The organism is Thiorhodovibrio winogradskyi, from assembly GCF_036208045.1.
GTDB classification, from domain to species: Bacteria; Pseudomonadota; Gammaproteobacteria; order Chromatiales; family Chromatiaceae; genus Thiorhodovibrio; species Thiorhodovibrio winogradskyi.
Window position 1 is genome coordinate 1,606,191 of record NZ_CP121472.1, and the last position, 24,676, is coordinate 1,630,866.

17 protein-coding genes and 2 pseudogenes are annotated in these 24,676 nt (G+C 57.7%); 18 read left to right on the top strand and 1 reads right to left on the bottom strand.

All coding sequences use genetic code 11. From position 1 onward, the window contains the following. Positions 1-131 precede the first annotated feature (131 nt). The 16 genes and pseudogenes from Thiowin_RS07265 (at position 132) to tnpA (ending at position 19,529) form a co-directional block, all read left to right on the top strand. Positions 132-482, top strand: a complete 351-nt coding sequence (locus Thiowin_RS07265) for a hypothetical protein (protein ID WP_328987081.1) — start codon at positions 132-134, stop codon at positions 480-482. Positions 483-629: 147 nt separating this feature from the next. Further along, positions 630-2,129 (top strand): restriction endonuclease subunit S domain-containing protein, encoded by a 1,500-nt coding sequence (locus tag Thiowin_RS07270; protein WP_328987082.1) that lies wholly within the window; start codon positions 630-632, stop codon positions 2,127-2,129. A gap of 114 nt (positions 2,130-2,243) precedes the next feature. Beyond that, the gene (locus Thiowin_RS07275; RefSeq protein ID WP_328987083.1) at positions 2,244-3,074 is read left to right on the top strand and encodes a Fic family protein; all 831 of its coding nucleotides are present in this window, start codon (positions 2,244-2,246) and stop codon (positions 3,072-3,074) included. After that, positions 3,071-4,222, top strand: coding sequence for a hypothetical protein (locus tag Thiowin_RS07280; RefSeq protein ID WP_328987084.1), 1,152 nt, complete (start codon positions 3,071-3,073; stop codon positions 4,220-4,222). The genes Thiowin_RS07275 and Thiowin_RS07280 overlap by 4 nt, the downstream gene beginning before the upstream one ends. Then, positions 4,219-8,517 carry a hypothetical protein gene (locus Thiowin_RS07285; RefSeq protein ID WP_328987085.1) on the top strand — a complete coding sequence of 1,433 codons (4,299 nt, stop codon included), beginning with the start codon at positions 4,219-4,221 and terminating at the stop codon, positions 8,515-8,517. The genes Thiowin_RS07280 and Thiowin_RS07285 overlap by 4 nt, the downstream gene beginning before the upstream one ends. Then, entirely contained in the window at positions 8,514-9,350 is an 837-nt protein-coding gene (locus Thiowin_RS07290) for a hypothetical protein (protein ID WP_328987086.1), read from the top strand. Before Thiowin_RS07285 ends, Thiowin_RS07290 begins: the two co-directional genes overlap by 4 nt. Beyond that, a complete protein-coding gene (locus tag Thiowin_RS07295; protein ID WP_328987087.1) occupies positions 9,347-10,483 on the top strand; it encodes a hypothetical protein in 1,137 nt (378 codons plus the stop codon). Before Thiowin_RS07290 ends, Thiowin_RS07295 begins: the two co-directional genes overlap by 4 nt. A gap of 3 nt (positions 10,484-10,486) precedes the next feature. Further along, positions 10,487-12,172 (top strand): helicase HerA domain-containing protein, encoded by a 1,686-nt coding sequence (locus tag Thiowin_RS07300; protein WP_328987088.1) that lies wholly within the window; start codon positions 10,487-10,489, stop codon positions 12,170-12,172. Next, a complete protein-coding gene (locus Thiowin_RS07305; RefSeq protein ID WP_328987089.1) occupies positions 12,165-12,743 on the top strand; it encodes a hypothetical protein in 579 nt (192 codons plus the stop codon). The genes Thiowin_RS07300 and Thiowin_RS07305 overlap by 8 nt, the downstream gene beginning before the upstream one ends. After that, positions 12,740-14,215, top strand: coding sequence for a serine/threonine-protein kinase (locus tag Thiowin_RS07310; RefSeq protein WP_328987090.1), 1,476 nt, complete (start codon positions 12,740-12,742; stop codon positions 14,213-14,215). The genes Thiowin_RS07305 and Thiowin_RS07310 overlap by 4 nt, the downstream gene beginning before the upstream one ends. A 596-nt stretch (positions 14,216-14,811) precedes the next feature. Beyond that, positions 14,812-15,012 (top strand): 50S ribosomal protein L31, encoded by a 201-nt coding sequence (gene rpmE / locus Thiowin_RS07315; RefSeq protein ID WP_328987091.1) that lies wholly within the window; start codon positions 14,812-14,814, stop codon positions 15,010-15,012. 357 nt (positions 15,013-15,369) lie between these two features. Beyond that, positions 15,370-16,665, top strand: coding sequence for a citrate synthase (locus Thiowin_RS07320; RefSeq protein ID WP_328987092.1), 1,296 nt, complete (start codon positions 15,370-15,372; stop codon positions 16,663-16,665). A 48-nt stretch (positions 16,666-16,713) separates the two neighbouring features. Continuing rightward, complete coding sequence (locus Thiowin_RS07325; protein WP_328987093.1) at positions 16,714-17,076, top strand: YebG family protein; 363 nt, start codon at positions 16,714-16,716, stop codon at positions 17,074-17,076. 438 nt (positions 17,077-17,514) lie between these two features. Beyond that, positions 17,515-17,736, top strand: coding sequence for a hypothetical protein (locus Thiowin_RS07330; protein ID WP_328987094.1), 222 nt, complete (start codon positions 17,515-17,517; stop codon positions 17,734-17,736). A gap of 12 nt (positions 17,737-17,748) precedes the next feature. After that, positions 17,749-18,144, top strand: a complete 396-nt coding sequence (locus tag Thiowin_RS07335) for a Uma2 family endonuclease (protein WP_328987095.1) — start codon at positions 17,749-17,751, stop codon at positions 18,142-18,144. A gap of 951 nt (positions 18,145-19,095) precedes the next feature. Beyond that, positions 19,096-19,529, top strand: a pseudogene (gene tnpA / locus Thiowin_RS07340) (IS200/IS605 family transposase). Positions 19,530-19,644: 115 nt separating this feature from the next. Here the strand turns inward: tnpA and Thiowin_RS07345 are convergent. Further along, the gene (locus Thiowin_RS07345; RefSeq protein ID WP_328987096.1) at positions 19,645-21,849 is read right to left on the bottom strand and encodes a hypothetical protein; all 2,205 of its coding nucleotides are present in this window, start codon (positions 21,847-21,849) and stop codon (positions 19,645-19,647) included. 589 nt (positions 21,850-22,438) lie between these two features. Here Thiowin_RS07345 and Thiowin_RS07350 point away from each other — a divergent pair. Further along, positions 22,439-22,987 (top strand): annotated as a pseudogene (locus Thiowin_RS07350) (Rpn family recombination-promoting nuclease/putative transposase); the annotation flags it as partial. Positions 22,988-23,398: 411 nt separating this feature from the next. Continuing rightward, the gene (locus tag Thiowin_RS07355; RefSeq protein ID WP_328987097.1) at positions 23,399-24,427 is read left to right on the top strand and encodes a YihY/virulence factor BrkB family protein; all 1,029 of its coding nucleotides are present in this window, start codon (positions 23,399-23,401) and stop codon (positions 24,425-24,427) included. The last annotated feature ends 249 nt before the right edge of the window (positions 24,428-24,676 follow it).

Here is a 24,676-nt window from a genome sequence, read left to right on the forward strand (position 1 = left end):
CGGGAAAAGACGCAGTGGACGATCGACCAAGCCGCTGCCTTTCTAATCGCGATGCAGGAGTTCATTTCATGATCAGTCTTTCTACGCACCGCTGCTAGCAGCCATTCAGACTGCCAGGCGTGCTTTGCAACTTGGGTGACCGCTATGTCCGCGAGTACATCAAGGGCAAGAAGGACAAGAAATCCGGTGAGTTCGTTGACGGCAAGGCCATCGTCAAGGCCTTGATCTCCCTGCCTGCCGATACCTTTAAGCTCAGCGGTACGGGCGCCAAGACCTCGATCCTCTACCTGCAGAAACACCATGCGCGAGAGGATAACCCCGAGCAGTTTCTGCCGGTGCCGCAGACGGACGTGTTCATGGCCGTCGCCGAAACGCTTGGCTACCTGGTGAAGAACAATATCGAGGACTACTCGGCTGGGGTTTCCAATGATCTGGATAAGATCGTTGGGGCGTATAAGAGGGGGGCAGCCCTTTTAAGGTGACGAAATTCGTCTGACTGTAAGTCACTAATTTTTCGTCAAGGTGCTTACTGCTGGTAGCATGGTTCGGTGATTGCCAGATTCACTCGAAATCGTAACCGCTTGATCTTGATTGTAGTTTTCATGCACCTTAAAAGGGCTGGAGGGGGGATGTTTGCCACAAGGGTAGCAACAACGAATCTAAACGAACGTTTAGATGCTGGCTTTTACCATCCTGAATATTTGTCCCTAGATGATCGCCTGGATTCGTTTGGGGCCGTGTCCCTATATACGCTTGTTAAGGGTGTGTCATGCGGGCCGTTTGGTGGTAACGCTATTGCTGACGATCTTTATGCAGAAGAAGGCGTTATTTTTGTCCGCCCTCTAAATATCACATCGAATACTTTCGACGATGCTTCTGTTGTCAAGGTACCCAAGGAGTTGCTAAAAAAATATGGATTGAAGGTTTATTCGGGTAAAAACTTGTATTTTGGTAGGGTGGGGATGCCATGTGTTTCGGTTATTAATGCTGAAACTAGTATCTCGCCAAATATCATCATTGCTCGTTTAGATTCAGCAAAAGCTGATCCTGATTATCTGTATGCTTTCTCTTCTTCACGTTATGGCCTTAGTCAGTTAAAGCGACAATTGAAAGAGGTTGCTCAGCCAACGACATCAACGGATGCGGTAAAATATTTAAAGGTGTTCCTGCCTTGTAGAGAAGTGCAGAAATATATTGGTGACAAAATTCGCCAAGCCGAAATGCTATTTGCTTGGTCTCGCAATAGGAAAGCCAAAGTTGCCAGTACGCTTCCTGTTGTCAATCAAGAAACTGATGTCATAATAAAGGAGGCTTGCTTCGTATCTACTAAAATTTTAACTGAGTCTAGATTGGACGGATGGTTCTATCAGTCATCCTACCTGAAGCTCGAGGAACTTCTAAGGAAGGTGGGTTATGTCAAGTTGGGTGATTTGTGTAAACGAGTAAATGCTGGCTGGAAAAAGTCCGACAGCTATTTTTATTATTATGAAATTGGTGGGATTAATGTTTCGACCGGAACAATAGACGCAGATCTTATTCGAGCATGTGATGCGCCAACCCGAGCAAAGACCACCATCAGATTTGGCGATGTGGTTGTATCTACGGTTAGGCCAAATCGTAAGAATGTGGCGCTTATTATTGATGATCATTCCCCATTGGACATGGTTGCCACGTCAGGCTTTAGTGTTCTGCGTTTTCGTTCTAATGAAGAGGCTGCACTCTATGGTCTTTGGTTGCGTTCTGATGATGCAACCATGCAACTCATGAGGTGGAATTCTGGGAGCGCATATCCAGCAATAGATGATGAAGTTCCTTTGCATATATTAGCCCCGACTTTTGACTCAAAGTTTGTTGAGATGATGGGGGCGAAGATCCTGGATGCGCATTTTGCGTTACGGATCGCCAATAAACTCAGTAAGTCGGCGAGTTTCTTAGTGGAAGCGCTGATCGAGGGAAATGTAACAGAGTCCCAATTCATCGCAACACAAAAAGCTCTCGAATTCGGCGATACCTCCCAAGACCGAGCCATCCTCTCCCGCCTAAAGACTGAAGGCATGGATGGCAAAGGCGATCCTCTTTTCCCCGACCTCGACCGTCTCTATGAACTCCTGGAACAGGCAAACCACTGAGGGACCAGGAGGTCGCAGAATGAATACTCAACACAATGACACAAAAAGAGCAAAGCTTTTTCTTTGCTTTCTTTTGTGTCCTTCGTGTCCTTCGTGCCTTTGTGGTGAATCATCATGAACCTCAAAGCACTCCAATGCCTCGACCCCGACCTGCGCGCGGCCCTGCTGGCCCAGATCCGCGACCTCTGGACGCATAGCTCTACCGCGCTGGAGGGCAACACCCTCACCCTTGGCGAGACCAAGTTCGTCATTGAGGAGGGGCTGACGGTCTCCGGCAAGCCATTGAAGGATCACCAGGAGGTGATGGGGCATGTACGGGCCATCGAGCTGATCTACCAGGGCTTGGGCGAGACAGTCACCGAATCGCACCTGTTCGAGCTGCACCGGGCGGTGCAATCAACAATCGTTACAGACATCTACAAGCCCTACGGGGCCTGGAAGCTGGAGCCCAACGGAACCTATGCCGTCACCGAGGAGGGGCGGCAGACCTTCATCGAATATGCCTCACCCGAAGACGTACCCGCGCTGATGACCGAGTGGCTGGCCGAGCTTAATCGGCTCGCTGGCGAGCAATTAAGCGAGACGGACGCAGTCGATGCCTATGCCCGGCTGCACCTGGGGTTTGTCCATGTGCACCCATTCTGGGACGGCAATGGACGCCTGGCCCGCCTGCTGAGCAACATTCCGGTGTTGCGTTCCGGCCATCTGCCGCTGGTGATCGAGGTGCGCGACCGCAAAGAATACATCGACATCCTGGCCCGATACGAGTTGGCAAGTGGGCAGCTCACCGCCAAAACTGGGGTTTGGCCCGCCGAGGCCGAGGAGGCGCCTTTTCGGGCCTTTTGTCAGCGCTCCTACCAGGCGACGCGAGACCTGGTTAAACAGGCGAGCGACCAACAAGCCAAGCGCAACCGTCGTCGGCACAACGGCGGGGATGCGCAATGACCGGCGTCGCTTGCAAACCCCTGCTGAACTTGTTTGCCAGCGGCTGTTGCCGCGCGGGCGACAAACAGAACGACCGCCTGTTGCATGGCCTCGCGCATCCCAGCATGGACGAGCGGCATTGGATCATCAGCCAGCGGCTGTTGCGAGCGCGCGCGAGTCTGAGCACCGACGGCGAGGCGGTGGCGGCGGTATTGGCAACGGATCCCGAGTCGCGTCGCCCCTGGGCGCGGATCGCGGCGGCGCGTTGCCAAGAGGCCGGATTGTTGTCCGACCGGCAGGCGCTGGTGCAACTGGTAACGCGTCTGAACGGCGCCGCCGCCTGGGTGGAAGCGGCAGCGGACGGCGCAAGCCTCGCGCCAACCAGGCTGGCGCCGCTGGAGCGCGCACTGTGGGACATGACCGCCGAGCAAGCCCAGGCAACGCCGTTATTAATCCGCGTGCTGGCTGAGGCAAGCCGTCTCGCCGAGTGGCAGGGCGATGCCTTGGTCTCGCTCAACCCGCTGGATCCGGCGGGCATCAAGACCGACCGGAATTGGTGCAAGGGACGCCTGCTGGCGATGCCCCGAATCCCATCCGCCAGCCCGGACTACATCCTGTCCGGCGATTGGGGTGGTGATGACGGCCTGCCCGTGATGCCCTGGGTGCTCTCAACCCCTTGGGCCTTCCTGCTGGCGGTCGTCGGCTATGTGCAGGATGCCTGGACGGCGGAGGGGCGCGGCGGCCTGTTGCTCGAACTGCCCGCGGGCCAGCAGGCTTTCCAACCCACCGAGATCCAGGTGCTGGTCGCAGACCCGGATGGTGCCGAGGTGCTATGTGGCAGCCTTGGCGGCTTCCTGCTGCGGGTGATCAGCCGGTTGAACATGGCGATTTTCCCGTTCGAGCCGGGTGAGTCGCAGATCAACACCCGTTTGTCGCCGCTGATCGGCGAGTTGCTGCGGCGCAAGGTGTGGCGCTATCGCGAAGGGCTGTCCGGCGAACAGGGGTTCTATCAGCTTCACCCGGAGTTTTCCGATGCCTGCTACCAGATTGCAGGCGCCAGGAGCTTCGATCTGTACGGGCGCGGACTGCGGCGAGCCGTGCGTGAACAGGCCGAACAGTGGCGAATTGATCGCCAGCATCGCGCCGTGAGAGAGAGGATGGTCGCATGAACGAGGTGCAGGACATGGCGCTCACACCCGAATACGTGGTGAATCTGGCCAATCAGCACGCCTGGGCGGCCACCGGTGTCGCGGACTATCCGCCGCGCGATCCCCTGGTCGGGCAGAGCAAGTTCTTCCGGCAGTACAAGACCTTCATCCACACCGTCGATCAGCACGCCGACAACTTTGCCCATGTGTTCGCGGTCGAGGGCGAGTGGGGCCGGGGTAAGTCGCGCCTCGGACACGAGCTGGTCGCACAGATCAATGATTGTTCGCGAGGCTGGTATGTCCGAGCGGATGGCGGGCAACTGGAAGCGGCTGCGCTCTTCGATAGCGAGGAGAAGCGGGACCAGTACCTCGGGCTCTATATCCGCTACTCACAGGTTGCATCGGACTACCAGAACTCCGACAACTGGTTCGGTTTTGGTCTGTTCAAGGCGCTATTGCCGTTGGCCACCAAGGCGTTCGACAGATCCATCCAGTCGGAGATCGCCCGCCAGGCCCTAAGGCGCCTGGAACCGATGGGGTTCGAGTCGGACAGACTCGCCGATCTACTGGAGCTCGATCAGAAACACGGCGATGAAACGCTCTACTATGATCCCTTCTTGGTCACCCGGCTGGTCAGCGCGGCCTACGCGTACTTCCAGACCTTTGGTATCCGCTACCTGTTGGTCGTCCTGGACGAGCTGGAAACCGTCGCCGAGACAGCGACCTTCGGTTTGGAGGTGGACGACGCGAAGCGCCTGGATGGACAGGCGATACGCCTGATCGGCAAGGCGATCAAAGAGGAAGACCCGCGCCGCAAGCTGCCCTGGTTGCGCTATGTGGCGCTGTGCTCGCCGTTGCTCGGCCAGCAATTGCGGGAGATCCAGTCCACGGCGAGACGCTTCGAACTGGTGGAGTTGGAGCACAATGCCTTTGCCGATGTGTCCGACTATGTTTCGCGACTGCGCGCCGACAAGAAGCTGCGCTTCGACTACCCGACCGGGCTGGTCGAGGCCGCCTATGCCATGTCCGGGGCCAACTTTGGCTGGTTCAACGTGGTCATGGCCAACGTCGACGCGGTGCTGGATCAGTATGCTCAGGCTGGCAAGGCGGTGCCGCCGGTGGGCGATCTGTTCGATGCGGTGCTGGCGAGTTCGGGGCGGGTGGCCGAGCATGTGCTGGATCATCATGCCATCGAGGGCATCAGAACCAGCGATCAGGATCTGCTCGCCACCGCGCGGAAACTGTTGTTCGGTCAGCTACCGATCGCGCTCGCCGATGCCCCACCGCGCACCCGCGAACTGCTCACGCACGAGAACGAGGATAGCGAGCTGGTGGCGAGTCTTTACCGCCAGGTTCACTGGGATCCCTTAACCTGCCGTCGCGCCCTGGAAGAGGCCAAGTTTCAGCGCAACAAGGACGAGTGGTTCTATCCCTCGGTCGAGCAGGGGCTCAGCCTGTCGGGATTGCTGCAGAACCTGCGCACCTTTGCCATCAACGAGCCGGATAAAGAGGCCTTGTTGATCCCCCTGGCCAAGGATGAGTTCAAGCACCTGGTGGGGCTGCTCTACGATCATCCGGCGGCCGAGTTCGCCGCCGATGCCTTGTGGCAGAAGCTGGTGGGTGACGAGCGTCAGTTGTCGGAAGACGATGCCACCCATATCGGCCCCAGTGTGGCCATGCTGCTGCGCCTCGATCTGCGCTACCGCAGCCAGCAGCAGAACTCGATGATCTTCCGCGATCCGGGTTTCGCGGATGCCCACGAGAAGGGGATGAAGGCGTTCGAGGCCACCTGCGGCAGCGACCCCAATCTCCGTCCGCGGACCCGGCTGGCGGGTTTGTTCCGGCTGCTGGATAAGAACTGGCAGTACGCCGAAGAACCCTATGCCAAGGGCGACCAGATGGTCATCCAGATGGCGCCGCGCGGACAGGGCCGCGGGCAACAAGGCGGCCTGATGTTCTGCGATGGGCTGAAGCTCCACCCCAACAACCAGGCCTGGTTCGCCTGGGTCAGCAACAAGAAAGACCTGACCGACTTGCACAAGCTGGTGACCAGTTTGCGTCGTGACGGTGGACGCATCCCGGTCATGGCGTTTACCGGATCGGTCGGCGTGATGGACGAGTACGTCAAGGGCAGCGTGGCCGAGACGCTGAAGGACGACATCCTGCTCTATCACCTCAACAGTTCGGAACTGGATGTGCTGGAGCGGATCGGATTGCTCCCCGTGCACTGCAAGGGCTTCGAGCTCAAAGAAGAGGCATTCACCACCAAGTTCAAGAGCCGCCTGAACAGCATCCGCGACTTTGCCTATGCGGCCATCCATCGCTGGCGTCAGCGCCTTGATGCGCGGGGTCTGATCGCCTGGCCGTTGCGTCCGAGTGGGAAGCTTAGCCCGCAGGACAGGGCCTTGCTGTTCAAGGCGTGGAAACTGTTTGCGATCGAGCAGCCCAAGCTCGGCGGACTGCATGCACTGGGACCTGAGCATGGTCTCGATGCGGAGGAACTCTCAGGGCTGTTTTCACGGCTCGCCGTGAGCAATCGCGTCGTCGCGCAGGGGTTTGACAGAAACGAGCACAGCGGACTGTTCATCGACCTGGATCAACCGGCCCAGGCGCAAGCCCGTATCCCGCATTTCCTGGCGCGAATGGCCAACCCCGGCAGGCTCAGGAGTTGGACCGTGGAGCAGGCAAAGGAAGAATGGTACTGGGGCTATCTCTGGTCGGGAACCGCGCTCTCGCCGAAATCCGTCTTCGATGACTGGATGTGGTGGTGCCAGGAATTGCTGCTATTGAAGTTGGAAGATGCCAAGGCGCGCTCGCCGCGCTGGGTACCTTTACCGAGGGCTGAGTTGGGTAACGATCTCCAAGAAGCCGAGAATTGGCTGCACGGCACTGATGAGATGGACTACCCGGCCACCGTGGGCGTGCTGGAGCGAGTCTATGGTAGTGACCGGATTCGCCACCTTTTTGCACCGCCCGGTTCGGCGACCGAGGGGACTCACACCGTCGAGGCCACTGATCATCTGGCCGAAGGAAAGAAAACCTTCGACCAGCTCAAGACGGAAGAAGAGGCCCTGACCGAGAAGGGCGACGACGCTCTTCAGCCGGTGCTTGACGCGTTCCCAGCGCTGCTCAAACAGCGTTCGGAAGTGCGGCGGTTGGTGTCGAAGGTGAAGTTTGTGGAGCCGCCCGACGACGGGATTGAGCACTACAAGACGGTGCAACTGGAGGATAACGCGGTTTCCCTCTACGAGCGGGTCAAACGGGCGCGTCTTTTCGCCGAGCATGTCGATCGTTGCGGCGCCAAGATCACCGAACGGTCAAACCTGCTGATCAGCGAAATCAGCGCTGACCCGGAAGCGCAACACCCATTTCCGCGAAAGCTTTTTACCTTGTCGCTGGAAACGATCCACAACATTCTGGCCGGGGCGCTCAACAGGACCGATGACACCGCCACGCAAGCCGCGGAGGCGAAAGCGGGTACCGACACCCTGCTGCATTTCCTGCGTTCACTGCGCCTGGACCGGGTGCTGGAAAGGCTGGAGTTGCTGGGGCGAGAGGTCGGCTATGACATCTACAGCGAAAACATCAAGCCAGTGTCGGAAGTGGATGGTTACATTATGCAGACCTTCCGGCAGTTCAAGTCCCGTTTCCAAGCGGTGACCAATCATCTCGGAGAACTTCAGAGGCGAATCAATGCCGCGTCGAACGCCATGGAGCCGCTGCCTTCGGATTATCCGACGCCAGATCATGTGAAGGACTTGCTCGTATTCAGGGAGGGGATAAGACAGATCGAAGACAGCATCCCTGAACTGGATGAAAAGGCAGACGAGATCCGCGACAAGCTGAGTCAGCAGGCGCGCAAGGGTCAGTTCGCCGCATTGCGTGACGAGCCAGAGCGGCTGCTCAAGCCCATACAGCAGCAGTCCAGCACGCTTGGGGGAAAGCTGCTGTCGATCGAGAACGCCGTGTGCGATTACCGCATCCGCAAGCTGGAGGCAATCAATAGCGGACAGCGCGTTATTCTGAACCCGCTGTTCAGGTCGGTGGGCGAGACCACCATCTCTGCACTTCAATTAAGTGAAGTGAACGACCTTTCGCTGCATGAAATGAACGTTGAGCTTGATTTGCGTGAGCAGAGTTGGTTCAAAAAAGCAGGATCGATATTGGAGGGGACGGGTATTGATCTGGCCCGGTGGGAGGCCATCGCGACTGAGCTTCTGGAAGGGAAGCAACCTGCACTAAACGACGACGAGCAACGCTCGTTGGTGTCGAAAGGGATTCTTCAGGTTCAGATCACCTTCGCGGGTGTGAAATGAAGATTTTTCTGGACAATACGTTGGCGGATCACAGGCGAGGACGGTTCTTTGCAACCCATCTCGACGCCATTCCTGTGGGTGAGCAACCTCCTCAAGCCGGTGTAGTCATGATGACTGGAAGCCGGTACCAGGGCCTTGACGCAGAGTCCAAGGCGGGCTGGCGGACTTGGTTCAGCCGGTCAGGAAGAACACTGTTGTTGGTCCCGCCGTTCGAACCAAGACGACTTTGCGACACTCTGGATTGGGAGCTGGTGTATCGCAATGAGGCGCCGGCACCCTCTGGCATCAGTGTTCCAGACCGACTTCGCGAAGAGGTCAGCTTCGAGATAACCGGCCAGGCGGGCGAGGCCGACAAAGCCGAGGGACACCGTTGGCCTGATGGGTCTGTCAACACGCGATACGCCAAGCAGCATTCCGGCACCGGGGTATTCGCTGTGACCTGCTTGCCGTTGTGGTCGATATCACTCCTGGACAAGGCCGCAGACCTGGATGGCTGGCTGAGGGCGTTGCATGAGCACGCGGGTAAAACGGCGGCTGACGATAACGCTGGTGTCGTGGATTCTAAGCAAGCGGCGCTGAGTCGCATGGATTATGGACTCCTCGTGGCTCTCTATGCTTGGCAAACGTCGGATCCCGACGTGTTGATCCGTGCAAATGAGACCTCCCCGGTTCCGTTGTTCTGGTTCGACGAAGACACCCTTGTCAAGGGTGTCTCGACGTTGAGGGAGATGGGGTTTCTGGGTGATTCGGGACTGACCGAGCGTGGCGTGGTGGCCCTGCAACGCTCGCCCTTCTGGGGGTATGCGATTGGGCTACGGGAGGAGGTGGCATGACGCCTTCGACGCTGGCCCAGACGCTGGCGATCGAGAGTCAGATCCGGCTGCCGGGCAGTGCGGGCCGACTGCTCAAACAGATCCGGGATATCGAGTCTGTTGCACCGATTTTTCGTGACCTTGGATTGGTTCGGCCAGTGGCCCGGCCCAGTGTCATCAATGTGTCGGTGTCTGGGGTAACGACCAGTTCCCGCATCAAGAAGGCGCTCGGTGGCTTCATCTATGCATCAGCAGGCGTCCGTACCGACATGCTGATCGACGAAAATCGTGTGAGCACGCGTGGCACGGATTCAGTTTCGGAGTTGGACGATATCGACTTCGAGGCGCAAAGAAAGCGGCTCGATCTGGTGGAGATGCGGCATGGCTATCAGTTGGTTCAGCGTCTTTTGGAATCTGAATCGAAAGCCCAGTTGATTCTTCTGGATACGCCGCTTTTTATCAGTCGGGAGATGGTGCCGCTGAAGCGCAACCAAAAACATTTCTATGAGTATGATCGGGCACGAGAGGGTATCAACACATTCTGGGAGAAGTACCGATCCAAACTGTTCCCCTGGAATCCCGAGGGGCCGGTACTGGCCAGTGTGCTTGCCGAACGGTTCAGCGCCGTGGTGAGCATCGCCCGCCAGGACTTGCGCAGCGACGAAGGTCGCAAGCACATTCTCGTTTCCGACGGTTTCCGTTCAGAGCGGGTTTCGGAACTGCAGGATCTGGACGAAAAGCTATCCGGTATCGGTGATTTGCGCTTCATCAACGGAATCCTTGGCAGTTTCACCAGAACCATCGCATTCCGCATGACAGAGAACCGCTCCCGCATGGAACCTGCCGAGGCCGTTCGCGAAGGCGTGGTGGGGTTCCACTACAAGGGCGGCCGCGGAAGCCAGATCCACATGGTTCAGCTTGCGGGCGAAGAGCCGGGCTGGACTGCCGAGCAATTGGATGCTGTCGCTTGGAAGCTCATGGTCCTGGACCTGCAGAATCAGCGTAAGACCAAGCCACTCCCTCAGGTGCTGGGCGATCAACAACTCAAGGTGTTAGATCAATTCGTTGACTACTACCGCCAGGGACTGAGCGACGCATTGAAAAAGAACGAAGTCGATGATGTCTGGCTCTCCGGACTGAATGAGGATTTGTAAGCGATGAAACACAAGGTGCTAGGGAAGCTGGTCGGCAACACCGGGGACTCCGCCAAGTTGACAATGGTTGTCGGGGGATCATTCGCTGTCAGACGCGGCGAGTTTGTGCGCATCATGCACCAAGAGCGTGAGGATGAATCGCACGTTCCCGTATTGGGCAGGGTGACGAAGATGCATCGCTCGAACATGCTGTTCAACGCCGGGTTCGGTGACAGCGTTACGGAACTGGAACTGCTACCGGGGGCCAGCGTCACAGGGGAGCACCTCTATGCCAACCTGGAACTCGTCGGGTACCGGGATCCGGTGACGCGCCAGATCAAGATACCGCGACGTCCGCTGGATCCCGGCGCAAGCGTTGAGACGGTGGATTTCCAGTTCCTGTGCGATTTTTATGAATTTAACGAACACACCAGTCTTCACTTGGGCAACCTAGTGGGATACGAACGCGGTAAAAACCCCGTTCCGGTTTTTATCGACGTAAACAATCTGGTGACAGAGCACCTTGCCGTACTGGCGATGACCGGGTCAGGCAAGAGCTACACCGTCGGGCGGATCATCGAGCGCCTGGTGGCGATCAACAACGGAACCGTGGTGGTGTTCGATCCCCATGGTGAGTACGGCAAGGCGCTGGCCAAGGGGAAGCTGAACTTTTCCACGGGTTTCGATCAGGTTGAAGATGTCCGTGATCGAAAACTGCTGCCGCGGATTCAGGAAACAATTGAACGCTTGCAGGCGGCTGATGCGGGTGTTCAGGTTTATACACCGCAGCATGACTCCTTCCGGCATAAGTATGCCGGGAAGAACCAGCCGCTGGCGCTACAGTTCGACCGCTTCGAGATGGACGACGTGGCCGAAATTCTTCCGGGGCTCACGGAGCCTCAACAGCGTGTTCTCGATGTCGCCATCCGCTATTGGCGCAAAACAGACCAGGAAGAGCCGCGTGACATCAACCGGTTGCGCTATTTTCTGGGCGATGGTCTTGATGAGCTGCGCGGCTGGGATGACTTATCGGATGCCGAAGCCAACGCCTTGAATGGACGCAGCGCGGCGGTGGCGTCCATGAAACTCAGCCGGGTGCTCAACGAAGCGCAGAGCTTCTATTCGGCGACCATGGCCGAGCCGACCGATATCTATCGCTTGGTCGGGAGACCGTCGAATCGGAAGGGCCGCATGGTGGTGGTTGACTTGCAAGGGTTAAGCGATACTGCAAAGCAGGTGGTCTGTGCGCTGCTTTCAAGCGAGATCCTCAGAGCGGCAGCGAGCAAGACGGATCCCTTGCGGCCCAGTTTCTTGGTGTACGAGGAAGGACACAGCTTTGCACCGAGCGGCGGAAATGCAGTCAGCCACAGGGTGATCAAAAAAATTGCCGGCGAAGGCCGTAAGTTTGGTGTGGGGTTCTGCATCGTTAGTCAACGCCCGTCGAAGTTGGACCCAGATGTGACCTCGCAGTGCAACACCCTGATCACCATGCGACTGAAAAACCCGGACGATCAGCGCTTCATCGCGAAGGCGTCGGACATGGTCAGCAAAGCAGACCTTGACGAGTTACCCAGTCTTTCGACGGGCGAGGCGTTGGTTTGCGGGCGTTCGATCCCGGCTCCGCTGTTGGTCAAGGTGGGTACAAAGGCCCTGATTCACGGTGGTGAATCTCCCCAGGTGCTGGAGGTCTGGGACAGCTTCCATGAATGAACTCGCGCAGCAGATCCGCCAGACCCTGGAAGCGACCGATTTTATTGATCGTGCGTTTCCGGCGCTGCGACAGTGGGGGCTGCGCGATGAGGATGTATTCGTTCACAGCCTCGGTTGCAGCCTGTGGAATTCGCTCGGCCACGAAGCGGGCTATATGGCGGTCGTCGAAGCACCAGCCCCGTTCGCGGTCGGCAATGATATCCGGTCGGACTCGGTCTGGTTTCGTCGCGAAACCGGGGATCCCGCTGTCCTCATCGAGTTTGAGCGATACGACGGCAGCCACCGCGCGAAAGACAAGTTGGAAGGCAAGCTGGCGAACTTGAGGACCGCGCATGCCCGCTGGGATGGAAAGCCCGATTTGCTGGTGTTGTCGGCCTGGAGCGTGGGTGTGGTTTCGGCCCCAGATATTTCGACGATGCTCGCCAGAACAAGCGCGACGGTAAAAAGCGTGGCGGATACGAGAGGAGCCTATACAGCATGTCAGTTGCTGTTGTTTTACAGATTCATCTTCCATAAAGACCGGTCTGGCCTGCTGAAGCTGGAGCGTCTGGCGAGCTGGGAGGGTCTGTGAAGATTCAATCGGCACATTTTCTGCCGGGCGCGAATAAGCGGCTTGGGGATGCCTACCTGCTGCTGGAGTGCTTGGGTGACGGCAGCCATGGTTGGGTATGGCGCGCAGAACGTCTTCAGGACGGCGCCATCGTTGCCGTGAAGATTCCGAAACAGCTCTCGAAAGAAGATCGCTCCCTGGCCGAAGGCAAGGAACTGGTTGGGCTAGCGGCGCACCCCAATGTGATTCAGATCTATCGTATGGGCAGGATTCCGCCCGAGAAGGAATGGTTCGCGATCGAAATGGAATACTTTCCGAGCGAATCCTTGGCGCAAAAGCTGGAAAATCGATCGCATCATTTCGGCAATACCTATGAGCGGCTATTCAATATCTATGAGCAGGTCCTTGACGCCGTTAACTATCTTGCCACGCTGTCGAAGCCGATTTCGCATGGCGACATCAAGCCTCACAATATCCTGGTGGGGCAGGCTGACCAAGTTAAATTGACAGACTTCGGCAGTTCCGCATTGCCGGAGGACTTTTATGTTCGCACTCGCGAGAATGGCGGAACCGTTCTTTATGCCGCTCCCGAGTATTCAGACTGCGCGACGAGGAAAGGTTCCTTCGAGCAACTGCTTGCCGGCGATATGTATAGCCTCGGCGTACTCCTTTACCAATTGCTCACCGGAAGATTGCCGCACAACACTCAAGCACAGGTCAGAACTCATGCGCCTTTTCCCAAACCCAGGGAAATAAATTCCGGGATATGCGAGGCCATGGAAGGGGTTGTTCTCGGCTGCCTGCGCAAGGATCCGGCCTCGCGGTTTCAGTCTGTTGTGCTTCTCAAAGATGCTTTCCGGAGGGCTCGCAAGGCGCAGAGCGAAAAGATAGGGCTGAGTTCTTTGGTCAGCAATAAGTCACCCGCGACCGACTGGTCCACTGCGGTGATCGAAGCCCTGGAGGGTGCGGACTATCAAAAAGCGGCAAGGCTGGCGGGCCTGGAATTCCAGAGATCTTCTGATACTAATGCACTCTTCCACCAGCTCAATGCGTTGCACCGAGCCGAACGCTGGTTTGATTTTGCGAAGGTATACGAATCTGCAAGGGATGCCGTGGGACAACAAAGCATCGACGGCGCTGCGATTCGCCTGTTAGGAATTAAAGTGTATATGCATTTGCGCCAGTTGGAGCGAGCAGAAGCAGAACTGAAACGAGCAGCCAACTATGGCGAGGAAGGCTTCGAGCACGCGCTTTGTCGCGCTTCGATAGCAGGGATGAAGGCCGATTTTAAGGGGGCGCGCGAGCAGTTGGTCGAGCTGAACAAAGGCAACCCGATGAATCCAAATGTCCTCAGGAGACTCGTGCAAGTATGTGAACAACAACGCGACTATGACGCGGCAGCAGGCTTCCTGCGAGTGGCTCTAAAGGCAATTCCCGATGATGATCGATTTGTGGATAAAAAGACGAAGTACGATATCTTGGGGGTTTGGTAGTTGGGGACAATCCTTTTAAATTGCAGAAAAAGACAAATAAAAACAGTAGTGTGGCAGATTCAGGTAGGTCCCGAATATTTGTGCCTGAACGAAAACTCGATTTTCCGCCACCGGAAGCCGGTTCCGACCAAGAAGTAAGCAGCTTCCTTCCGGACGATGCTCCTGCTAACCCATCCTCTCTGCATGGCAGTGCGAGCTGGAAGCGCAACTGCAACGCGCACAGCGCCTCGGAGCGAATCAACTGGCTCTCGGCTGCCACTTCGGCTTTGACCTGTACTTCATCCGCGGCATCGCCAAGCTGACCACCCGACTCGGGCTGGCCCCCGCAGTGATGCTGGACGTAGCCGTGGGACACATCAAACAGGGCCGGCGCGGGCAGATGCGCTTGCTGGACTGCGCAAGCGAGCTGCCATCACCGCCGGTTTCGCCCTTTGATTGTCCAAGAAGCGGGACAGCGCAAATGTCTCGCCTGCGCGGCTAGTACGGTTTCGTCCTGGTCCGATTTAGAGCTTTTCAAGCAAGCCAAGCAGGGCTATACTGCGCGGTTTACTGACGTTTCGGCCAGCGTCGCCGATCCCTTATTAAACAGGTGTTTCATGAAAGCGGGAATTCATCCAGAGTATCAGGACATCAAGGTCGTTTGCAGTTGCGGGAGCGAGTTCACCACCCGCTCAACGCTCGACAAGGAGCTGCATATCGAGGTCTGTTCCGCGTGCCATCCCTTCTACACGGGCAAGCAGAAGATCGTCGACACGGCTGGGCGGGTCGATAAGTTCCGGCGTAAGTACGGTCGTTGAAGGACAGTTGGCAATCCCTGGCAGAGGGTTGTGTCAATTGGTAAACAGCATGCGAGACAGTTCTCGGTTATCTCTGGCTGGTTCGCCGCGATAGCGGCCAAGCTCTACTCTTTTCGTTTTGAGCTGGCATGGCTGTGTCGGCCGGTTCTTCTTTGTGCGTGAAAAAGACGCTTTAGCCAATTCGTCTTATGGCTTAGCATTGCCCTGTGGCATTGTGGCTTGGGTGCCTGCCAAGCCTTTGCCTGATCCTTCCCGACGCACCCCGATGTCATCCGGCGCCGCGCTTGCGGGTCTGCCCCTAGCGTAATCTGTCTCTTGAGCGTTAGCCTCGGAGCAGACCGTCCCAAGGAGTCAGCCATGATCAACGAGACGATCACCATTACCAACAATATCGATGGCAGCTGTCACGAGTATCCGCTCAAGCAGGGAACTCTCGGACCGCCGGCGGTCGATATCTCCTCGCTGTATCGCGATGCTGGGTTCTTCACCTATGACCCTGGCTTCATGGCAACCGCCAGTTGCCACAGTGCCATTACCTTTATCGATGGCGAAAAGGGTGTGTTGCTGTATCGCGGCTATCCGATCGAGCAACTGGCCACCAAGGCGAGCTTTTTGGAGGTGGCCTATCTCCTCTTCTACGGCAATTTGCCGAGCGAGCAGGAGCTTGATGACTTTGAAGGGGTGATCATGCAGCACACCATGCTGAATGAAAATCTCAAGAGCTTTTTGGATGGCTTTCGCTACGACGCACACCCCATGGCCGTGCTCTGTGGTGTGGTTGGCTCACTGTCGGCTTTCTATCATGACTCCATTGACGTACATGATCCGCGCTACCGCGAAGTCTCGGCGCATCGCCTGATCGCCAAGATTCCGACGATCGCGGCCGCGACCTACAAGCACAATGTTGGCGAGCCCATCATGTACCCACGCAATGATCTACGTTATTGCGCCAACTTCCTCTACATGATGTTCGCCACTCCTTGCGCTGACTATGAGCCGCGGTTGATCGCTGAGAAAGCGCTCAATTTGCTGTTTATTTTGCATGCCGATCATGAGCAGAATGCTAGCACCTCCACCGTGCGGCTAGCGGGTAGTTCCGGGGCCAATCCCTTTGCCTGTATTGCCGCCGGCGTGGCGTCGCTTTGGGGCCCAGCACACGGCGGCGCGAATGAGGCGGTGTTGGATATGCTGGCTGAAATTGGCAGTGTGGAGAATGTCGCCAAGTTCATCGAGAAAGCCAAGGACAAGGATGATCCCTTTCGGCTCATGGGCTTCGGTCATCGGGTGTACAAAAATTACGATCCGCGCGCCAAGATCATCCGTGAGGTCTGTCATCAAGTCCTGGAGGAATTAGCGGATGCGAAAAATCCGCTCTTTGATTTGGCATTGGAGCTTGAGCGCATCGCGCTGGAGGATGAATACTTCGTTGAGCGCAAGCTGTACCCGAATGTGGATTTCTATTCCGGCATTATTTATCAGGCGTTGGGCATTCCGCGCAATATGTTTACAGTGATGTTTGCCCTGGCGCGCACTGTTGGTTGGGTGTCTCACTGGGCGGAGATGATGAGCGAGCCGAGCATGCGCATCGGTCGACCGCGGCAGATCTATCACGGCCCGCAGGTCCGCGATTATGTGCCCATCTCGAAGCGCTGAGACGAACCGACAAGGTTGAAGCTAAAGCATTGACCGGGAGAATCGACTGTGATTGAAATTGAATACATCGTAAAAGACAACCAGGGGGTTGAGCGCTTGCGGACAGCGGACAAAAAAGAAGCGGATGCCTACGATAAGGCATTGGAGGTCGCTGATCGACTCGGGCAGTGGCTGCGTGATGAACAGGTGGTGCCCAAACTGGCTGACGAGGATTTGGAGGAACTGACAATCCATCTGGCGCGCAATGCTCGCGTGGTGGAGCGCATCCTCAAGGGTAAGGAGACCGAACCAGCCATGCGACGCTCCGCCAATGCCACCGGGAGCCAGTCTCCGGCGAACGATCAGGACCATGATGGAAAAGAGGGCCCCAACTCCAGCGCCGATGTTCGTCCACTGAAAGCCACTGGCTGAAGCGATAATGCAACTCGGCTAAATCGAATTCACTAATGAAGAGCACCGACGCAGTGGTTCGGGAGGCTCAAACATGAGCTTTTCCAGGTAGTACACGTAATCTTTCTTCGGATCGATCAGATCCTGGACGTTCTCTGCCAAGGCATGGGTCCATCATCATCGGGTTCGCGCTCGGTCTGGGACGCCTATGTCACCACGAAGGGCGCGCCTTGACCAGTCGTGGCACATACCATTACCCATAAGTTCGCCAGTTGCCTCCTGGCTCCCACGTTCCAGGAATTGAGCCGGAATTGAGCCGGAATTGTGCCGAACAAGCCACCATCACCGCCATCGCCGACGCCGCCACCGCCTCGGCGCTCAAGCCCGGGATTGCGCTTGTCCCCCATCGCGGGGGGAGGCTAGACTTCGCCCCAGGCCCGCATCCACAGGAGTCCGACCATGTCCTCGCCTGCCTTCGCTCTCCACCACCCGTCGCCGCAAACCGCCCCATGGGATAGCGCCCCCGATCTCCCTGCGCCCATCGACCCGCCGGAAGGCACCCCGGTCAGCGAGGAGGACTACTGGGCCCATTACTACGAGCACGAAAACGGCTACGAATGGAACAATGGCATTCTGGAGGTCAAGCCAGTGTCCGATGTGTTGACCGCTTGGATCTACTAATGGCTGCTTGGTTTGCTGAGACTCTACCTTCAGGCCGCCGGCGTGCCCGAGTACTACATCATCCATCATGACGCGCGTTGGCTACTGTTCTACCGGCGCAATGCCCGGGGGCTGTATGAACCCATCCCCTGCGAGGATGGCATCATTCGCTTCGCCGTGGTGCCAGGTTTTCGCTTCCGCCTGGAGGATCTCACCCGCCAGCCGCATCTGGAGGCGATGATCGAGGATCAGGTCTACGCGCCCTTTGTGCTACCGCGCTGGCAGCGAGACCGGCAGGCGCGCGAGCAAGCCGAACAGCGTGCCGCCATGGCTGAAGAGCGGGCTGTCGCGGGCGAGCGACTCGCCAAACGAGAGCGCGCCGAGAAAGATGCGCTGCTTGCCGAGTTGACGAGATTGCGCGGCGAATAGGCAGCGGCGGGTGTCTCGCGTATCGGTTGGTTTGGCGATGCCGGCCCGAAGAGAATGAAGTGCATGAAGAGAGTGCAGAAAATATTCGATTCGGAGAGTAAGCCGGGAACTTGTCCGCGTTTAGGTCAAGGTTTGTTTTCTCTGTTTCCGCCTGGTTTCCCGGCGGTGCCACACTATTTTGACCATGCGCAGCTTCGTTACCCGGCTCGGAGCAGCAGGACTTGGAGTGTTACACCATCCGGCTCCTAGTTCGGGGCATTCACCAAGGGATAGGCTCTCGCCCTTCAACACAGAAGGCCCTCCTTCCATCAGACCGCCCATGCTTCTCGCTCTTCGCTCCATTGGTGTGAATTGCTTCGGCTCGCGTTTTCACGCACTTCGTCCTCTCTGTGTAGTGGCGTGTTGTACCGTCGCAATCCCCCAAACGGCCACTCCTTTGCTCGACCCGCATTACCGGGCATCGTCGCTCATATGAGTGGCTCCGACTTCCAACAGCCACCGCCGATGTCCTCGTTGATGAGACTTGTTCATCGGTGCCCACTTCCCGCAGACCGGCTGTTGGATCTCCCTGGTTACCAGGTGTTCTCAATGTAAGGCTCGATCCGGTCTTGGACCCCGGGGAGTATCCATGCCACTGACCATGACGCGACATGCATTGTTGCCTGCCGGGGGGACAAACCCGTCGGCACTCTTCGACAAATTCTTTTCGGGGCTCTAGACCTTCAGGTGCGGCTTCACCCGCTACCTTTGCACCTTGCCTGTTTTCGTGCCTACGCATCGACGCGTCAGTTACCCTTTGCGCCCCAAGGCTCAATACTGAGCTCGCGGCTCACGATTACCCAGGCGGGACTCTAACCCGCTAGAACACGCGGCCTTGCCAGACCGAGCTGGCTCCTTTAATTCTCCAAAACTATGCACTTTTAGTGCAAGACTTTTCCTAAACTCTCATTCATTAGGTCTTTTCGAAAATCATCACATACACTGCACGACTTGAAGGTGCATCTGATCTGGATCACGAAATATCGCTCCGCAGTTTTAATAATGGAAGTCGAGCTTAGTATGCGTGAAATTATACGTTATGTTTGCGCATGGCATGATATTCAGATTATCAGTGGGGCCGTTAGTAAGGATCATGTGCATTTGTACATCTCATATCCACCAAAATACGCAGTAAGCGATTTGGTTATATGGTTCAAAGGACGTAGCTCCCGGAAGCTTCAGGAAATATATCCGCAACTCGGGAATCGCTACTGGGGAAAGCATTTTGGGGAATAGGCTATGCGGCTTTCAGTTCCGGTCATGTTACTGATAAGATGATACGGGAATACTTGAAGCATCACGAAGATCACCCAAATCACCAGGATGATGGTTTCAATGTTGAATGACTTTGAGTCATGATTAAACTGACTTCAGTCAGGATATACTTGCAGCCTGTTTCAACCGAAATCGCGACTTTCAGTCGTAAGCTATACCATGGACTTTCAGTCCATAGTGTTTAATTCATGCATGGCCAGCTGATTTTGACAGCTTTGAGCGCGGTGCCGGCCGATCCGCCGGGAGGATAGCCAGCAACCGCCGGGTGCGGGGTAAGCGATAAAGATCATAGAGGGCGCCTTCCTTTAGCAAAGCGTGGATGTTATCAGTGATGCTGAAGCGCTGCCCATCCATGATGATCCAGTATTCGTTCGCGGACTTGTGGTGACGGATCATCTGCCGGTGCACCTGGCCGGTTAACCGTTCGACACGCCCTTCGCCTAGATCTTGCCGGGCTAGACGGTGCTTGCGCCACTGCTCGACCGGCATGCCGATCAGGAAAAACAGCCCTAACAGCAGCGCGGCGGCAGTGGCCGCTCGCGCTCCCCAGCCGGCCTCGGGAGTGTTCCAAACATGCCCGACCATGATGACGGCCAAAAAGATCCAGAGCCCGGCCAAGACCATGCCGGCGATGGTTCCGCCGACGGCGAGCCATAATTGCTGTTGGATCCGCTGGTGCTGTCGCTGGCTCAGGCGTCCGGCCCGGTAGTGCTCGCGATCCTCGTTGCTGCATTGGAACAGGCGTTGGAGTGGGTGCGGCTGGTGGGATGTCGTGCCACGGTTTGCTCTCGTCGCGATCAGGATTTCATCCGCGCCCAGTTGATCGAGCCGCCAGAGTCCGTAGCCCAGCAGCATCAGCAGTGGGACAAGATTACCGAGACCGAAATACAGCGCCAATTGCCGCCAGGCAGCGACTTGCAGCTTCTCTGGTGCGGCGACGGACTGGAACACCACCGGTCGGCACCCGCGTTCGGCGTCGCTTGGGCCACCGATGGCGCGACGGTAGCGGTCTTTGTGTTCGCGGGTCGTCAGAGGCCCCCAAGTTACCTCGCGCAACCAACGTGGCTGTTCGCGCAGACCCGGTACCTGCTCGCGATGCCCGCGATCAGCGGTGCCAATACCCAGCCAGACACAGGCTTTATCTGGTGTCACCGAGTCAGCGCCAACAGCGCCCAAGCGCTCGGTCAAGGGAACCACATAGACGCGATCATACCGCTCGGATCCTTCACCTTGCCTGCGCCAGCCATGGGATTGGACCGGCAGCCGCGCGGGAACCAGGTTCTCGACGCCGATCAGCGCATTGCGCCCGTCGTAGGCGGGTAACTCGGCCAGGCGCACGCCATCGAACACCTCGGCGCGCTGCAAGATCCCGATCTCGACCGCCTGCATGGAACCCAGGATGCCCAGCCACATGGCCGCGAATCCCAAGAGGAAACCGTAACCAGCTCCCTGATCCCAACCTTTCATTTTGCGCGGAACTGCCGGACGCAGTCGCGTGGAGAGGCCTTGGAGGAGAAAGCCAAACACGAGAAACTGAGGGGCGCTGAGGAGGAAGCCCGTCAGTTCGCCGGTCAAGGGGCCAAACAGCAGGCTGACCCCAACGGCCAGTCCGAGGATCGTCAGCACGACCAAATTCAGCGCTCCATGCGCAAGTCCGATGCTCGGTAACCAGAGGCGGATGGTCGCGCCGATGGCTAGCGCCTCGGGGCGCTTCACCAGCAAGGCCCGACGCTGGTTCCATGCCAACCGCGTGCGCCATGCCGACCAGAGGCAGCCGCCCGTCAGCACGAGCGGGAAAACCATGGTCAGTGCCTCGTCCTCGCCTGCCAACAGAACCCGGCCGGTCAGGATCAGTAGACTTAAACAGCCAAGCCCGATCAGTACTGGAATCAGCAAAGACGCGAGCCAGTCTGGCGATGAGGCGGGCATCGGCGTGGGTGGCACGCTGGTCATGGGCGCAAGCGCGTTGTTGGATAGTCGCTTGGCTAGCGTCAACCGCTTGGATCGGCGCCGCTGGCCCCAGCGACCGCCGATGATGGCAAGCACAGTCAATAACGACAGATTACCCAGGCTCTCAAACAGCAGCGCCGCATCGACCCGCGCCTGATGAACCACCAGCCATAGTCCGATGGTGAACAGGGTCGGCGCGGCCAGCAGCAGACCCCAGAGCGCCCCGTGTCGTGGCCAACGGGAGGCGACAGCGAAGGCCAAGGCAGCGAGCAAGATACCGGCGACCAGCGCTCCCAGCCAAGCGGCCAGAGCGCCAACTCCAATCCCCTCAAAGGTGTTGCTCAGGGTTCCGAGCAGCCAGACGCCGGGCAAGGACAGCGCGCAGACCAGGGCGTAAACCCACCAGGCGGGACGTTTGGGTTGAGATGTCTCAAAAGCCATCGCACGGCACTCTGAAGGGCCGTATTAAAACCGCAAACCATGCCAGTAAAGAGGGCGATGCACCAGGTGGCCAGGATGGGGTTGAGTGAACGGGTGGGAGATTGTTCCCTCTCTTGATGGCAAGCAAGAAGGAAAAGACGGTTTTGTTCATTCTCCTTGTCTCCTCATATCTCGTTCAGCCAAGACCGTTACATGAGAGCGAAACAAGCGACTGCAACGCTCGCGCTTGCCACTGGGATAGCTTTTCAGTCTTTTTTTTTCTGGAAGCCGCAGCTTGACGGTGGGAGCGGCTTTAGCTGCGGCTTCTCGCGGCAAAGGCTTTAATTTATCGCGGCTCGGGCATTGATTCCTTGCGGCTAAAGCCGCTTCAACCAACAAAATCGCAACTTCGCTTGAAACGCGATACCAGGTCTATGACGATATCGCTCGTACCGGCGGCAAATGCACGTGGCGCTCGGCTCGAGCATTCAAACTAAAGTAGGAAAAACCCATTAAAAATCTGCGTGAGTCCGATTTTCTCTCCAAGCGAGCCGGCGGAATCCCACAGTACGGCTGCCCCAAGCGGTCGTGTTCAGGCTAAACTACCGCCATGCGCCACCCCATCGATCCCAAGATCGCTTTTTTTTTCAAGGCCCTGTTGGGCGCGGAGCACAATCGCGCGCTGCTGGTGCATTTTCTCAACGCCATACTCTGCGCCGATCTGTCCGCGCCCATCGTCGCGGTGAAGATTCTCAATCCCTACAACGAACGGTAGTTTCCCGACGACAAGCTCAGGATCGTCGATGTCAAAGCGCTTGATGGCTTGGGATGGCTGTATCAAATCGAGATCCAGTTGCTCGACGTCCCCGATCTGCGCGCGCGGATTCTCTGCGCCTGGGCCGACATCTATCAGGCTCAACTGCGCAGCGGGGACGATTACGACAGCCTCGAACCTGTCTATTCGATCTGGCTACTGGGCGAAACCCTGCTGCCCGAGCGCCCCGGCTATGCGCACGACTAACGCTTGCGCGATGCCGAGGGCCATGTCTTGTTAAACCACGGCGGCATTTGGCTGCTGGAATTGAGCAAGTTCGACGCCCAACGGGTCGAAACCGAGGAACAGCGGTGGCTAAAATTCTTTAAGGAGGGCGCCAAGCTTGCAGCGACGCCCTACCGGAGTGTAAGCCAAGATGCAGATCCTCGAGTGAGGTCAGGAAGGTGGCCAGCCCCTCGGGCAGGTTGTGCTGTGCGCCCGTCGCGCAGGACGACGCCCAACGCAGGGGTGATCGGGGCTTTTGCCTCGGTGCTGGTGTAAATCCACCGCTGTAAGCATGATCCCGGTGCCTGGCCAGCGCCGCCTGGTAATGCCACAAGGGTTTGCACAATAGGGCTGGCCGGTCGCCGGCATGGTCAGCCCGTCGAGGCCGGCTGTGTGCTGGCATTCTTGGCGAAGGCGCGTCGGAATGACTCTTGCCTGACGCTTGCATGATTCGACCCGCGGCGCACGGCGTCATTGGCCGTGATTCGGCCCATGCCGGGTTGCCACGCGAAACCCGTGGAGGATAGTTTCATGCCTGTCAGCACAATGGAGCATGCCGATGAAGCCAATGTTGGCCGCGCGCCGGGGCGCGAGACCGAGTCGCCCATGAAAATTCCGCTGCGCGGCTGGTGGCAAATCGCGCGGCGGGTGTTTAGCCGTTTCGCCAGCGAAAACCTGGGTCTGGTTGCCGCCGGCGTCGGCTTCTACAGTCTGCTCGGTCTGTTTCCGGCAATCGCCGCGCTGGTGACCACCTATGACCTGGTGTTCGACCCGACGCAGATTCAGCAGCAGTTCGAATCCTTGCGCGCCTTGCTGCCCGAACAGGTGTATGAACTCATCTCCGGGCAGCTTGCGAGCGCTGCCGACAGCCAGCATCAAACGCTTGGTTTCGGACTTGCCGGCGCGCTGCTGCTCTCGTTCTGGGGAGCCACCCGTGGCACGCGCGCGTTGATCATCGCGCTAAACGTCGCCTACGACGAGCCAGAGGAGCGCAACATTGTCGTGCTCAATCTGTTCGCATTCGGGCTGACGCTGTTCCTGGTGGTCGTGGTGGCCCTGGCGATAGTGCTGATCGTGGCCGTGCCGATCATCATCAATCTGGTGAGTCTTGGTACCCTGCCCGAGGTGCTCGCGGCCTGGCTGCGTTGGCCGTTGATGGCGCTGGTGTTGGTGCTTGCGCTGGCGATCCTCTACCGCTTCGGGCCGTCGCGAAGGGCTCCGCGCTGGCGCTGGCTGCCGGTGGGGTCGGCGGTCGCGGGCGTCTTGTGGCTGGCGGCCTCCGGGCTGTTCTCCTTTTATGTCGCCAACTTCGGCGCCTACAACGCCACCTATGGTTCCTTGGGCGCGGTGATTGTGCTGCTATTGTGGCTCTATCTGGCGGCGCTGGCGGTGATCCTCGGGGCTTGCGTCAATGCGGAAACCGAGCGGCAAACCGCGCGGGACAGCACGGTTGGCGCCCCGCGCCCGCGCGGCAAGCGCGGCGCGGAGGTGGCCGACCGGCTTCCCGGTGAGAGAGGTTCGCGTCGGGCCACGCCAGGGCAGGGTGTGAAGGACAGATGACGGAGTGGCTGACTCATCAAGCCAGGCTCAAACCATACCATTACACATAAGTCCGGCGACCATGGTTGCAGTATGGTGCAAGTGATTGTTCAAGCGTGGCGCAACATAGTCTAGTGGCCGGAAAACCTCCCTCGTAACCCTCTGATAAAGAAAGGCTCACCGACTTATGGATAATGGCATGCTCTGGCCGTTGCGAGGTCAAAGCTGCATTGCTTCCTGTGATCAAAGCAAAGTGATTAGTGTACACAG

Bases quoted from the DNA above. Each gene is read 5' to 3' on its own strand.
- Thiowin_RS07270 (WP_328987082.1), top strand. From the start codon at position 630: ATGTTTGCCACAAGGGTAGCAACAACGAATCTAAACGAACGTTTAGAT.
- Thiowin_RS07275 (WP_328987083.1), top strand. From the start codon at position 2,244: ATGAACCTCAAAGCACTCCAATGCCTCGACCCCGACCTGCGCGCGGCC.
- Thiowin_RS07280 (WP_328987084.1), top strand. From the start codon at position 3,071: ATGACCGGCGTCGCTTGCAAACCCCTGCTGAACTTGTTTGCCAGCGGC.
- Thiowin_RS07285 (WP_328987085.1), top strand. From the start codon at position 4,219: ATGAACGAGGTGCAGGACATGGCGCTCACACCCGAATACGTGGTGAAT.
- Thiowin_RS07290 (WP_328987086.1), top strand. From the start codon at position 8,514: ATGAAGATTTTTCTGGACAATACGTTGGCGGATCACAGGCGAGGACGG.
- Thiowin_RS07295 (WP_328987087.1), top strand. From the start codon at position 9,347: ATGACGCCTTCGACGCTGGCCCAGACGCTGGCGATCGAGAGTCAGATC.
- Thiowin_RS07300 (WP_328987088.1), top strand. From the start codon at position 10,487: ATGAAACACAAGGTGCTAGGGAAGCTGGTCGGCAACACCGGGGACTCC.
- Thiowin_RS07305 (WP_328987089.1), top strand. From the start codon at position 12,165: ATGAATGAACTCGCGCAGCAGATCCGCCAGACCCTGGAAGCGACCGAT.
- rpmE (WP_328987091.1), top strand. From the start codon at position 14,812: ATGAAAGCGGGAATTCATCCAGAGTATCAGGACATCAAGGTCGTTTGC.
- Thiowin_RS07320 (WP_328987092.1), top strand. From the start codon at position 15,370: ATGATCAACGAGACGATCACCATTACCAACAATATCGATGGCAGCTGT.
- Thiowin_RS07330 (WP_328987094.1), top strand. From the start codon at position 17,515: ATGTCCTCGCCTGCCTTCGCTCTCCACCACCCGTCGCCGCAAACCGCC.
- Thiowin_RS07345 (WP_328987096.1), bottom strand. From the start codon at position 21,849: ATGGCTTTTGAGACATCTCAACCCAAACGTCCCGCCTGGTGGGTTTAC.
- Thiowin_RS07355 (WP_328987097.1), top strand. From the start codon at position 23,399: ATGCCTGTCAGCACAATGGAGCATGCCGATGAAGCCAATGTTGGCCGC.